This window comes from Pseudoalteromonas simplex, assembly GCF_015278155.1.
GTDB lineage: Bacteria > Pseudomonadota > Gammaproteobacteria > Enterobacterales > Alteromonadaceae > Pseudoalteromonas > Pseudoalteromonas simplex.
Window position 1 is genome coordinate 296,331 of the sequence record NZ_JADILN010000002.1, and the last position, 13,880, is coordinate 310,210.

Annotated in this window: 11 protein-coding genes; 3 read left to right on the forward strand and 8 right to left on the reverse strand. The window is 40.1% G+C overall.

The annotated features are described in order from the left end of the window. Positions 1-14 precede the first annotated feature (14 nt). Complete coding sequence (locus IRQ78_RS05275; protein WP_194441544.1) at positions 15-1,136, reverse strand: sterol desaturase family protein; 1,122 nt, start codon at positions 1,134-1,136, stop codon at positions 15-17. Between the two features lie 412 nt (positions 1,137-1,548). Between IRQ78_RS05275 and IRQ78_RS05280 the strand changes: the two genes are divergently transcribed. After that, entirely contained in the window at positions 1,549-1,983 is a 435-nt protein-coding gene (locus IRQ78_RS05280; RefSeq protein ID WP_228482529.1) for a type VI secretion system amidase effector protein Tae4, read from the forward strand. A gap of 411 nt (positions 1,984-2,394) precedes the next feature. On the opposite strand, the gene gap is transcribed toward IRQ78_RS05280, so the two are convergent. The 5 genes from gap to glk all read right to left on the reverse strand — a co-directional run bounded on the left by gap (position 2,395) and on the right by glk (position 8,388). Next, entirely contained in the window at positions 2,395-3,399 is a 1,005-nt protein-coding gene (gene gap, locus IRQ78_RS05285; RefSeq protein WP_054551438.1) for a type I glyceraldehyde-3-phosphate dehydrogenase, read from the reverse strand. An 18-nt stretch (positions 3,400-3,417) separates the two neighbouring features. Next, positions 3,418-4,038 (reverse strand): bifunctional 4-hydroxy-2-oxoglutarate aldolase/2-dehydro-3-deoxy-phosphogluconate aldolase, encoded by a 621-nt coding sequence (locus IRQ78_RS05290; RefSeq protein ID WP_054551439.1) that lies wholly within the window; start codon positions 4,036-4,038, stop codon positions 3,418-3,420. Positions 4,039-4,072: 34 nt separating this feature from the next. After that, a complete protein-coding gene (gene edd / locus IRQ78_RS05295; RefSeq protein WP_054561636.1) occupies positions 4,073-5,923 on the reverse strand; it encodes a phosphogluconate dehydratase in 1,851 nt (616 codons plus the stop codon). Between the two features lie 430 nt (positions 5,924-6,353). Then, positions 6,354-7,367, reverse strand: coding sequence for a LacI family DNA-binding transcriptional regulator (locus IRQ78_RS05300; protein WP_054551441.1), 1,014 nt, complete (start codon positions 7,365-7,367; stop codon positions 6,354-6,356). A 22-nt stretch (positions 7,368-7,389) separates the two neighbouring features. After that, positions 7,390-8,388: a glucokinase gene (gene glk / locus IRQ78_RS05305; protein ID WP_194441545.1), complete on the reverse strand. Its 999-nt coding sequence runs from the start codon at positions 8,386-8,388 to the stop codon at positions 7,390-7,392. Positions 8,389-8,803: 415 nt separating this feature from the next. Here glk and IRQ78_RS05310 point away from each other — a divergent pair, with 415 nt between their 5' ends. Beyond that, entirely contained in the window at positions 8,804-9,823 is a 1,020-nt protein-coding gene (locus tag IRQ78_RS05310) for a LacI family DNA-binding transcriptional regulator (RefSeq protein WP_054551443.1), read from the forward strand. Positions 9,824-10,016: 193 nt separating this feature from the next. Then, a complete protein-coding gene (locus IRQ78_RS05315) occupies positions 10,017-12,203 on the forward strand; it encodes an OsmC domain/YcaO domain-containing protein (RefSeq protein ID WP_194441546.1) in 2,187 nt (728 codons plus the stop codon). 66 nt (positions 12,204-12,269) lie between these two features. On the opposite strand, the gene IRQ78_RS05320 is transcribed toward IRQ78_RS05315, so the two are convergent. Together IRQ78_RS05320 and IRQ78_RS05325 are read right to left on the reverse strand one after the other, a co-directional pair. Beyond that, positions 12,270-13,190, reverse strand: a complete 921-nt coding sequence (locus IRQ78_RS05320) for a hypothetical protein (protein WP_194441547.1) — start codon at positions 13,188-13,190, stop codon at positions 12,270-12,272. A gap of 101 nt (positions 13,191-13,291) precedes the next feature. After that, positions 13,292-13,873 carry a DUF1287 domain-containing protein gene (locus tag IRQ78_RS05325; RefSeq protein WP_138600565.1) on the reverse strand — a complete coding sequence of 194 codons (582 nt, stop codon included), beginning with the start codon at positions 13,871-13,873 and terminating at the stop codon, positions 13,292-13,294. Positions 13,874-13,880 lie beyond the last annotated feature (7 nt).

Below are 13,880 nucleotides of genomic sequence, written 5' to 3' on the forward strand. Positions count from 1 at the left end.
GCCTCTGTGAGGCTTTATTTTTGCTTTTTAAACGGGAACACCTGCTGCTTTAACATACCTTCGGGCATGTAATCGCCAACCACACCATATTTATCGGGCCACTCTGCTTGACCTTTCACAGCAGTGCCAAAAAGATAATCTAAAAAAGAAAAATGCGCAGCATAGTTACGGTCAATGGCCGCTTTATCAGATGAATGATGCCAATGATGAAACTGAGGTGTAACCAGCAAATACTTTAGCCAACCAAACTTCACCCGAACATTAGCGTGGTTAAACACAGCCTGAAAGCCAACAATAATGACATATAAGCTAATGACATCCGATTGAAAGCCGAGCACAAAAATTGGCGTAAGCACTAAGCTGCGCGTCACGAGTATTTCTAAAATATGTTGACGAGAGCCAGCAAGCCAATCCATCTCTTTTGCACTGTGATGCACGGCATGAAAACGCCAAAGCAGGGGCACTTCGTGATAAGCCCTATGCACAAAGTACTGCATTAAATCAGCAACTAAAATGATTAAAAATAATTGGAGTAAAAATGGCAGTTGAATAATAAAGCCTTGCACTGTATCAGACACAGCCCAGCCAAAAGCATGATGCACGAACTGATTGGTTGCCAGCAACACAAAACCAATAATTAAGTGATTAACAAAGAAATGATTTAAATCACCCTGCCACTCAGAGCGGAGAATTTTTTGTTCTTTACGGTGCGGCAGTAGCTTTTCAATTAGAATAAAAATCAGTGTGGAGCCAAGTAAGTCAAGAATGAACCAATCCAGCCCCAAGTACGGCGTATTATCTTTAAAGTCGCCCACTTCAACATTCGGACCGCCAAATGCAATTGCCACAACTATAAATACCCAAGCCGTTGCACCCAGCCGTTTATTAGTATTACGAACAAAATTCAAAAGCCCTAAACTGCCCGAAATAATTAATGCCACAAACATTAGTTGACGTAAAAACTCAACACTGTAGTTTTGCCTGAGCTCTGGGGTCGTTAAGTACTCTGGAAAATGAAAAGCTAATACCCCTAAACAGGATAATACCGCTAAGAAGCAAGCAATATAACCACTGATATTGCCCTCACCCACTTGAAACTGCTCAGCTCTAAATAGCCGATGATAAAGACGTGTCATGATATAAAAATCCATTTATCAATTTTTCGCAGCATAACACAGAAGAATTTAGGAACAAATATTGTAAAGTAAGACATTATAAAACAGCGTGAGTGTTTGCTAGCAAGTATCGATAGAATCAAATGTAAGTAGCCAACTAAAATACAAACGAATCCTCATTGACTTAAAATGAGGAACAAACTAACCTGCACAAGTAAATTATTTTTAAAGGAATAAAAATGTCTACTTTCTTAAAAGATAACCTATCTTGCGATTTACCAAACAATTCGGCTGATTAACTTAGAGTTTTAGCAGCAATTATTGAAGTACCATACTCGATAGTAATTAATTACAAAAAATGAACTTTAGTCGATTTTGTTCAAACCTTTGAAGATATTTACAATCAAGACCATCTCTATTATAAGGATATAAAATGTTACAATTTAATGATTTATGGGAAAACTTTCCTGAAAAAGAACTGATCAGAGCAAGATGTCAAAATAAGCAAACTAATAGCTCTTCCCCATTTGGAAACTATTGCGCTATTAACTTAAGTGACGCATTAATTAAATCTGGCGTATCAACTGCAGGAGCTAAAGTTAAGAAATGCTGGGGACACGCGGGCATGAAACATATTCTTTTAGCAGAAGAAATGGCCAGTTGGCTTAAAACTTCAAACTTTAGTTGGTTAGGTGATCTACAAAAAATTAATCCAAAAACTTTCCAAGATGACCTAGATGGTAAAACTGGAATTATATTTTTTAAAGATTATTGGCAACGAGGCAGTGAGTCTGTTACTAACCGTAGTGGAGACCACATCGATCTTTGGAATGAAGATCAAATTACTAGTGGTGGTATGCTGACATGATCAATATATGAATTCTTTGGTGTAGTATCAGATCTTAACAACAGCAAAGATATTTGGTTTTGGGAGATTAAATAACTATGTCAAAGGCTAAGTCATATATTTTGAATATAAGTCTTATTTTAGTTAGCGCATTCGCGAATTTCATGTTGTTTTTAGAAGCTTATAAGAAACTCTCTATTCCATTTATGAATGAAGAACAAAGAGTAGAAAATGCTCCTTTGCTTTTTATTTATGTACTTCCTTCATTTATATTTCTTTCAGTTATAGTTTTTTTCCTATATAAAAAGTTACTCAAAAATCAGAAAAATAACGCATAAAAATGAAGCTGACATTTAAGGCGTATTTTTTAAAACCAAAAAAGCCACGATAAACGTGGCTTTGTTGGATAAAGCTTAAACTTTTACTGTTCTATTATAAGAACTGACCTAGCGCTTTAACTTGGTCTAACATGCGGTTTGAGAAACCCCACTCGTTATCGTACCAAGCCATCACTTTAACAAGCTTACCATCTACTTTAGTTTGGGTAGAATCGAAGATTGAAGACGCTGGGTTGTGGTTAAAGTCGATAGAAACAAGTGGTAGTTCGTTGTATTCAAGAATACCTTGCATTGCACCTTCTGATGCTGCTTTAACTACTTCGTTGATTTCTGCTGCAGTTGTTTCGCGCTTAGCAACAAACGTTAAGTCTACTAAAGAAACGTTGATTGTTGGTACACGTACTGCCATGCCGTCAAGTTTACCCGCAAGTTCAGGAAGTACTAAACCAACTGCTTTAGCTGCACCTGTTTTCGTTGGGATCATTGACTGAGTTGCGCTACGTGCACGGTATAAGTCTGGGTGATAAACGTCAGATAAGTTTTGATCGTTTGTGTAAGCATGAATTGTTGTCATGCTACCTTGCTCGATACCGACTGTGTCGTTGATTGCTTTTGCAATCGGTGCTAAACAGTTTGTTGTACAAGATGCATTTGAAATGATGTTGCTGTCAGCGTTTAATACTTCGCTGTTAACACCGTGAACAACTGTTGCATCCATGTCAGTACCAGGTGCAGAAACAATAACTTTTTTAGCACCCGCTTCAATGTGTTTAGCCGCTGCGTCACGTGAAGTGAATAAACCAGTACATTCTAAAACGATATCTACGTTTAGTGCTTTCCAAGGTAAGTTTGCAGGATCACGCTCTTGCGTAAGGGTAATTTCGTCATTACCAATTAGCATAGTGTTTTCAGCAAGTGTTACTTTTTGAGAAAATTGACCGTGTACTGAGTCAAATTGAGTTAAATGCGCGTTAACATTTGCTGGTGCTAAATCGTTGATTGCAACGATTTTGATTTCGTTGTTTTGAGCTGACTCATAAAGGGCACGTAATACGTTACGACCGATACGTCCATAGCCATTAATTGCAACATTAATCATTCTAATATCTCCCGTTAATTATTTTACTTCACTTGCTTGGCGAGCAAGCGCTTCAATGGCTTGCCAGTCTTTGTTTTCAATAAGTTGTTTATCTAACATCCAAGTACCACCTACACAGATTACATTTTTAAGTGCCAGGTAATTAGGTGCTGTTTCAAGGCTAATACCGCCTGTAGGGCAAAATGTTACTTGTGGTAAAGGACCACCAATTGATTTCAGCATTGCTGTGCCACCCGCTGCTTCTGCAGGGAAGAACTTTAAGAACTTAAAGCCATGGCTTGCTAATTTCATTACTTCACTTGGTGTTGCTGCACCTGGTAAAAATGGAATATCAGTGTCTTTAGCCAGTGCTAATAATTCGTCGTTTACACCTGGGCTAACCATGAAGTCAGCACCGGCTTCAACAGATGCATTAAATGTCGCTTTATCAACCACGGTACCTGTGCCAACGTATGCTTCTGGTACGGCTTCTTTCATTAGCTTTACAGCTTCTGCCGCAATCGGCGTACGTAAAGTAATTTCTAGTGCTTTTAAGCCACCGTTATAAAGCGCACGTGCAAGGGGTGCTGCATCTTCAAGTTTTTCGATAACAACAACCGGTACCACAGGTGCCGATGATAAAATTTTCTCAATGCTCATTGTTTGTTCCTCATAGCCCAGTAACGGCGTATTATTATTCTAAACCAAAGGCACTTGCGCCAAGGTCTGCACTACTTACTATATTTCTGAAACCTGCGAATAACTCTCGGCCTGTACCATATGTTTGGCTTGGTTGGCTAAGTTGTAATTCACGTTTTGCTAATTCTTCATCGCTTACGTGTACTTTCAATACACCCGCTGGTGCATCAAGCGTCACTAAGTCACCTTCGTGAATTTTTGCGATTACACCACCTTCAACCGCTTCTGGTGCTAAGTGGATTGCAGCAGGAACTTTACCTGATGCACCCGACATACGACCGTCTGTCACAATCGCCACTTTGTAGCCTTGGTCTTGTAGTGTTGCCATTACTGGCGTTAATTTGTGAAGCTCAGGCATGCCTTTCGCCTTCGGACCTTGCTCTTTAATTACAGCAATAAAGTCTGTATTTAACTCACCGCGGCTATATGCTTCTTGTAACTCACCTTGTGAGCTAAATACTTTAGCTGGTGCAGAAACAACTTGGTGAGATTCAGCCACTGCAGAAACTTTAATAACGGCTTTGCCAAGGTTACCTGTAAGAAGCTGTAAGCCACCCTGCTTGCTAAACGGGTTATCAATCGGACGTAACACTTCTTCGTCATGTGATTTTTCAGGACACGCAACCCATTTAACTTTGCTTGGGCCTGTGCTGTTAGTCATGATCACTGATGAATCTTTATCTAGCATTGGCTCTGTGGTGTATGCCTCAAGGCCATCACCCACAATCGTTTTCACGTCGTTATGTAAGTAACCTTTGCTCAGTAGTTGCTTCATTAAGAAGCCCATACCGCCGGCGGCTTGGAAGTGGTTCACATCTGCTGAGCCGTTCGGGTAAATACGTGTAAGAAGTGGCACAACTTCTGATAAGTCAGCCATGTCTTTCCAAGTAAGGATTACACCCGCTGCTTTCGCGATTGCTACTAGGTGGATTGCGTGGTTTGTTGAGCCGCCTGTTGATAACAAGCCAACTAAACCATTAATAATTGTTTTTTCACTCACTACGTCAGCAAGGCAGTTAGCATCTTTTGTTTCGATTAACTGCTTTAACATGGTTTCGACAGCATGACCTGTTAAACCATCACGAAGTTCTGTGTAAGGGTTAATGAAAGAGCTACCTGGTAAATGTAGACCCATGATTTCCATTAACATTTGATTCGAGTTTGCGGTACCGTAGAAAGTACACGTACCGGCACTGTGATACGATGCGCTTTCTGCTTCTAAAAGCTCTTCGCGACTTACTAAGCCTTGTGCAAATTTTTGACGAACACGGGCTTTTTCTTTATTCGGGATACCCGATTGCATTGGACCAGCTGGTAAGAAATACGTTGGTAAATGACCAAATGATAAGGCACCAATTAAAAGCCCAGGGACAATCTTGTCACACACACCTAAACAGAAAACACCGTCGAACACGTCATGCGATAAAGAAACCGCTGTAGACATTGCAATCACATCACGTGAGAACAATGATAGTTCCATACCATCACGGCCTTGAGTAACACCGTCGCACATAGCAGGTACGCCGCCAGCAACTTGTGCTGTAGCATCGAACTTAGTGGCAAGGCTTTTGATGATTTCCGGATAATCTTTGTAAGGAACATGCGCTGAAAGCATGTCGTTATAAGCGTTGATGATAGCTAGGTTTGGTTGCTCGTCTGCTTTTAAGCGAGCTTTGTCATCGCTGCTACAAGCAGCCATAACGTGTGCAATATTACCACAGCCTAAACCTGCACGAACTCTTGTTTGTTTTTTTGCGTGCGCGATTCGCTCTAAATAAGCTTGGCGGGTCTCTTTACTGCGTTCGATAACGCGTTCGGTGACTTCTTGGATACGAGGATGCAACATATAAATTCGACTCATCTCTATAGTTAGAGGATAAAGGCTCAGTAACAATTACAGACTCCACGAAAATAATTGTACTGAGCAACTTTGATTTACCCGTTCAAAGGTACGCTGACAGGCTGTCTCTCACAACCAACCTGACACCGGTGTCACTGTATTAACTCATGACTGTGACACCGGTGTCAACCTTATCTGTTAAATTTAGTTTAATTTTTTTAAATGACCAAATAATGAACAATGTAATTTTAGTAGAATATGAGTAGAATTCATGTGAAGTACCACTATCAAAGGCCTATAGACAAGACAAGCTTGGAGGTTTGTTTTAATTAAAAACAGTAACTTATAGCGTTTTCATGAAATTTTTTAGCTGAAATAAAAAAGCCCGAGAACGCGTCACTCATTCTCGGGCTACTGTGAAAAAACAAGATGAAACTTATTTAATTGCTGCTGTCGACTCACGAGTAATGAGTTTTGCTTCAAGGGTTACTTGATAAGGCGACTCTTGTGGATCACCAATATGAGTGATCAATTGCTTAACCGCTTGCTGAGTCATTTCTTCAACTGGTTGTGCAATGGTCGTTAAACCTGGCCAAATATGACGTGCAATTGGTGCGTTATCAAACCCTGCAATAGAGATATCATCAGGCACTCTTAACTGCATTTGTGTAGCAAGCTTTAATACCGCCGCTGCCATGTAATCATTTGAGGCAAATACTGCTGTCGGGCGAGGGTTTAAATCTAAAATTGTACGGGCACTATCTACACCAGAGTGATAACTGAAGTTACCTTCTTCAACTAAGCGTTCATCAAACTCAATACCATTTGAGGCAAGTGCTCTTCGATAACCTTTAAAACGCTGCTCTGTCGCACTGTGATCAGGGTGACCTTTAATGAAGGCAATTTCTTTATGGCCCAGCTTAATAAGATGCTCTGTTATTTCAAAAGCCCCCTGCTCATCATTACTTCTTACCGAAATAGAGTCGTCTTCAAGTACTGCTGATGCGACGCGAGCATACGGGATCTTTTTCGACTTTAAAAAGCTTACAAGTTCAGGAAAATCTGAAAATGGTGGGGTCAGTACAATGCCGTCTAAACGAGAGGTTTGAATTAGTTGCTCAATGTTACTAATTAATTCATCACCGCGTAATTCGCAAGGATGGATCAATAAGTTGTAGTTAAGTTCATGGCACGCCGCTAAGGCACCAGTTTGCACCCGGGTAATATAGCTTTTACTCGGATTATCGTACAAGCAACCAATAATAAAACTACGGTTTTGTGCTAAACCTCTAGCGATTGGGTTTGGCGTGTAATCGAGCTCTTTAAATACTTTAAGTACTTTTTCGCGCGTTGCATCACTCACGTTTGGCTCATTGTTAAGCACGCGAGATACTGTTTTTTTCGATACACCGGCATAGCTGGCGACACTGTTGATGGTTACTTTCTTCATCCGCTCTACATCCAACTGCTAATTACGCGTTACTTTTAACATGTATACACGCAGCAGCACCAATGAATGGAATGTTGTCTTGTGTTACAAGCGTAACAGGGATCTGTGAAGTATATTGCGACATAATGCCTTTGTCTGCAAAACGTTCAACAAATCGACTAGATAATAAACGTTGTTGCATACGAGGTAAAATACCACCACCAATAAATACGCCACTTAACGCACCAAATGTCAGGGCTAAGTCCCCTGCTACACTACCAATCCAATCACAAAATTGATTAAGTGTTGCATCACAGATTTCGCATTGACCAGTGGTTGCTAACTCGCTAATTTGTGCTGCATCTAAATTCTTCGCTTCAACGCCTTTTACCGCAGCCATAGCGCCATATAAATGAGCAATACCAGGGCCTGAGAACACAGTCTCCACAGAAACATGATTTAATTGCTTTTTAAGCTCAGTAATCAGCCTACGGTCTAAGTCTGTGACAGCTGCAAGGGTAATGTGCCCTGCTTCGCAGCTAAGAACAGCACTGCCTTGTGATGTACGAACTAAACATGCAGCACCAAAACCTGTACCAGGCCCCATAACTGCGATATTCGCATTTTCATCCGCCTGACCTGCTTTAACAGCCATATTTTGCGAATCATCTAAATAAGGTGCCGCATAAGCAAATGCTGCAAAGTCGTTGATTACTTCAAGTTGCTCAAATGAAAACTCAGCTTTTAAATCGGCAACGTTAAAGTGCCAGCCAAGGTTAGTTAAATGAACTTGACCTGCTTTAATCGGGCCAGCTACTGCTAAACATGCACGGCTTGGCTTTGGAAACGAAATTTGACTAAAGTACTGGTTAATCGCACTTTCTAAAGAGCCAAAATCTGCACTTGGAAAAGTTAAATTGTGCTCGATAACAAACTGGTTAGTTTGTGCATTAAAGTCAGTGATTAAAGCGAAACGAGCGTTAGTGCCGCCGATATCGGCAACAAGAATAGGAGCGAATTCTGTGGTTGTCTGTGTGTTCATGATGTTTTCTCTATTTGTCTAAGCTAGTTGCCGCTTATTGTTCTAGTTTTCAATGGCAAAGCCACTGTGTCTGCTAAACTTTGGGTCATTGCCTCAAAGAAGCTATCTTTTGTATTAAAAAAATGCTGCCCAAATGAATGGGCAGCCAAATACGTTTTGACAACAAAATGATAAAACAGTGACATTATGACACCGGTGTCAGATTTGGATCAATAAAAATTTTCATTATTTGTGCATGCATACGTATTTAATGAGAAAACCTGCGTATTAAGTATCGAAAAGGCAATTATAAACACATAAAAAATACCTAACTGTGTACAGAACAGCCACACTCTCGCTGCTTGTCACAAATAGCTTGAAAAAAATATTAAATAGCCGAAAATGGCAATTACTAGTTCTGTTATTTGGTAACCATATGAAAGGTAAGGCGACATCTTTTGACATTGCACATTATGCGGGTGTGTCGCAGTCAACCGTGTCTCGCGCGCTGCGAAATAGCCCTTTGGTCAACGAAGAAACCCGTCGACGTGTGCATGAGGTAGCCAAGCAGCTCAACTACAAAGTTGATAAAAATGCCAGTAACTTAAGAACACAGCAAAGTAGCACCCTCGCCCTGTTATTATTTGAAGATCCCACTTCGGATGAATCACAAATAAACCCTTTCTTTTTGGCGATGCTAGGTAGTATAACCAGAGCCTGTGCAAAAGAAGGCTACGACTTACTGGTATCGTTTCAGTCAAGCAGCTCTGATTGGCAAGCCGATTACGAAGACAGCCATCGTGCAGATGGCTTAATACTGCTTGGTTATGGTGATTACCTTGATTATCAACCTAAATTTAAAACCCTAATAGATCAGCACACTAAATTTGTCTGTTGGGGCGCAAGCGTCGATAACCGCCCAGATTTAACTGTGAGCTGTGATAACTACGGCGGTGGTAAATTAGCGGCTGAACATTTACTCGCAACAGGAAGAACCGATTGTGCATTTATTGGTGATGCATCTGAGCATAGTCCAGAATTTTTTGCTCGCTACCAAGGCTTTAAAGATGCATTTCTAGCCAAAGGCGTGAATTTAAACGAACGTAAGATGGCAAATGCTATTTCAACAGAAGAATCAGGCTATCACGCGACTCGTTCACTCTTAGCAAATAATATTCGTTTTAACTCATTATTTGCTGCCAGTGACCTTATTGCGATTGGTGCTATTCGCGCATTGAAAGAAGCAAAAATAAAGGTTCCTGATGATGTGCACGTTGTTGGCTTTGATAATATTGCGGTTTCGAGCTTTGTAAACCCACCACTTACCACCGTTCAGCAAGACACCACCCTCGCCGGACAAATGTTGGTCGATAACCTGCTCAAACTTATTCGTGGTGAAGATGTAGAGAATACCCTTTTACCACCTCGGTTAATTATTCGCGGTTCAAGTGTTTAATTTTTAGCGATAACAGCTTTGTTATCGCCTACTCCCTCCCTAACCAGACACTTATTGCATTAAAATCAGTTTTTTTTCGATTTACCCAAGACTATTACTTCGAAAAAGCAGATAATTACACCTATTATGATGAAAATGCTTATCTGGCATATAACGCTTTAGATAGCAACGCGCACAAAGGTGGAATTTTTTAATGGAAATTAAAGTTAATTTTCTCGACAACCTCAGACTTGAAGCCAAGTTTGATGATTTCTCTGTCATTGCAGACCAACCTATTCGCTATAAGGGTGATGGCACTGCACCAAGTCCATTCGATTACTTCTTAGCATCTTCTGCATTGTGTGCGGCTTACTTTATTAAAGTGTATTGTAATTCTCGCGATATCCCGACAGATGGTATTCGTGTTGCGCAAAACAATATCGTTGACCCAGAAGACCGCTATAACCAAATTTTTCAAATTCAGGTTGAGTTACCAGAAAGCCTTTCAGAGAAAGATCGCACAGGTATTTTACGCTCTGTCGAGCGCTGTACAGTTAAACGTGTTATTCAAACTGGCCCTGAATTTAAGATCGATACTGTTGAAAGCATCGAAGCCGACGCGCAAGCAATGTTGATGGCAAAACCCGCTGATGACAATAATACATTTATTTTAGGTAAAGATTTACCACTTGAAGAAACCATCGCAAATATGACGGCCATCCTTGAAGAGTTAGGGATGAAAATCGAGATTTCTTCTTGGCGTAATATTGTGCCAAATGTATGGTCACTTCATATTCGTGATGCAGCTTCGCCTATGTGTTTTACCAATGGTAAAGGTGCAACTAAAGAAAGCGCGCTATGCTCAGCTTTAGGCGAATTTATTGAGCGCTTAAACTGTAACTTCTTCTATAACGACCAGTTCTTAGGTGAAGACATTGCTAATAGCGAGTTTGTTCATTACCCAAATGAAAAGTGGTTTGCTCTGACTGACGATGACTCTCTACCTGAGGGCATATTAGATGATTATACCCGTGAAATTTATAATCCAGATGGTGAGCTATGCGGCTCACACTTAATCGATACTAACTCTGGTAATAAAGAACGTGGTATTTGCTCTATTCCTTATGTTCGCCAGTCAGACGGTGAAACGGTTTACTTCCCTTCAAACCTAATTGAAAACTTATTCTTAAGTAATGGTATGAGTGCTGGAAACAACTTTGCCGAAGCAAAAGTACAGTGTTTATCTGAAATTTTTGAGCGTGCAGTTAAGCGCCAAATCATTGAGCAAGAAATTGTTTTACCAGACGTCCCTCAAGAGGTTTTAAACAAGTACCCAGGTATTGTTGCGGGTATTAATGGTCTTGAAGAACAAGGTTTCCCTGTTGTAGTAAAAGATGCCTCACTAGGCGGTCAGTTCCCAGTGATGTGCGTAACACTCATGAACCCTAAAACTGGCGGTGTATTTGCCTCTTTTGGTGCGCACCCAAGCTTTGAAGTGGCGTTAGAGCGCAGCTTAACTGAGCTATTACAAGGTAGAAGCTTTGAAGGCTTAAACGATGTGCCTAAGCCGACGTTCAATAGCATGGCTGTGTCGGAGCCAGAAAACTTTGTAGAGCACTTTATTGATTCAACTGGCGTGATCTCATGGCGTTTCTTCAGCGCTAAACACGATTATGATTTTGTAGAGTGGGATTTCTCTGGTAGCAATGAGGAAGAAACAGCGAGCTTATTCGGTATATTAGAAAGTTTAGGTAAAGAAGCTTACATTGCTGAGTTCTCAGATCTTGGTACCGCATGCCGCATTTTAGTGCCTGATTACTCAGAAGTGTATCCAGTGGAAGACTTGATTTGGGATAATACCAATAAAGCACTTAACTTCCGTGAAGATATCCTAAACCTGCATCGTTTATCAGAAGATCAACTTGCTGATTTAGTTGAGCGCTTAGAAGAAAGTGAACTTGATAACTACATAGATATCATCACCTTAATCGGTATTGAGTTTGATGAAAACACAGTATGGGGTCAGTTAACGATTCTTGAGCTAAAGCTACTTATTTACTTAGCACTTGGTGATTTAGAAGCAGCAATGGAGCTTGTTGAAGCATTCTTGCAGTATAACGACAATACCATTGTTGAACGCGGCCTATTCTACCAAGCAATGCATGCAACGTTAGAAGTCGCACTCAGCGATGACCTAGAGATTGAAGATTACATTCATAGCTTCACCCGTATGTTTGGACAAGATACGATGGATGCTGTCGTTGGTTCAATTAACGGCGATGTAATGTTCTATGGTTTAACAGAAACCAGCATGAAGCTTGAGGGTTTAGACAGACACCTTCGTTTAATCGAAAGTTACAAAAAACTACACGCTGCCCGCGCTAAAAAAGCAGGGCTGTAACCAAGAAATATCAAAGCCGCATGTTTTCGTAACCTGCGGCTTTTCTGCTTTATTTAAAACCGTTACTTAACGAAAACGCACACCTGTAATGTCGTATTCAGCAATAAAGCGGCCACCATATGTATCTACAAACATAAACTCCATCTCTATTTTTTCTCGTCGGCCTTTGTGCTCAAGCAATTCAACAATAAAGTGTTTATTTGAATTAAGATCATAAGAGCGACCTTGTGTTTCTCGGGTAATATTGAACTTTGTAGGGTTACCTATGCTATCAAAATACTCAAACAGCACGTTTAAACCGCGCGCATAAATTCCCGAGTCTCGCTCTGAGGAATTTGGTCTTTGCTGAGCCAACAACCAGGTTTTGTCCTTTTGATTTACAGCTTTAATAAACTCACTCATTAATTGTTGGTGTTCAACAAGAGGCGGCAGCTTTATTTCTTTTAGTGACTCTGTGAGTTTATCGCCCGCTCCCCCGGTTCTTGCTATGTAATTCTCAAAACCGGCGTCTATCGACATATAATTTAAATAGTCCGCAAGGCCATCATTGTAAACCTGTTCAAATGTGCCATATTCTTCCGAGAGAATATTTTCAAGACGATTATATAAAGAAAAAGCATGCGCTGAGTCTAATTTTTTTAGTTCAGAAGTGTCGATCAATTGACCAAAAAGTAGTGCATTTAAGTCAATTACATTCGTTTTATCATCAAACGTAATGATTTCCTTGGCCCATTCTTTATCTGCTGTGGCAATTTGCAAATAGTAACGTTGAAAAGGCGCACCGTGCTCATCAGTGATGGTAATTTTATTTGTCGAAAAGTCATAAATTTTGGCATTTTTATTAGGGCCAGTTCTAACACTTACCTTTAAGCCTTTTGACAGTTCGGTAAATTTATCTGACTTTTCAATCACAACTTCTTGAGAAGCAAAAATAGTCGTCGGAAGTAGCAACAAAATACTGGCAATGCATTTACTAACATTTTTCATATAAATCCCTTTAAGTTAAAAATCAGACCAAACCCAATAAAGGTACATAAATACCTTAAATGTATACTAAAGTGGTAACTAATTGAAGCTTAGTGTGTATGTTAGGGTTTATATCGGTAATGCCCTGTAATTTTGTAAGTGAATAACATATCTTCCATTTTAGGACCCCAGCCTATGTTATGAACAATCAGAGGTCTTAATTTATCTTTCGATAGTTCATCTGTAACGATACCTATATGAGGCCTATTATTAGGTAGAACCCAAGTCACAATATCACCTGCTTGATAGTCAGCAGCTGTTTTACTAATAACATGACTTTCACCATGTCTTTCAAAAAACACTTGTAGGTTAGGTACCCTGCGATGGTCAATATTGGTATCTGGTTTGGTTAAGCCCCAAATTCGTTTTGAAGGATATAAGCTAAAGTTGTCGCGCATATCCTCATATACAAGCGCCTGTAAATCAATTCCTAAAGCTCTGTAAGTACGTATAACCACGTCGGTACATACACCTATATTCTTAGGTACATCACCATTGGGATAGTCTATTTTTCGATAACTTCCGTTATAAACTACAAAGTGTTCAGTTCGCTCTTTGGCGGCCTCAACAAGTTTAGATTGAAAACTTTCCGCTTGAGAATTAAGAGCAAATAATAAAAGTAACATCCCGGCTGTTTTGATCATCTACAAA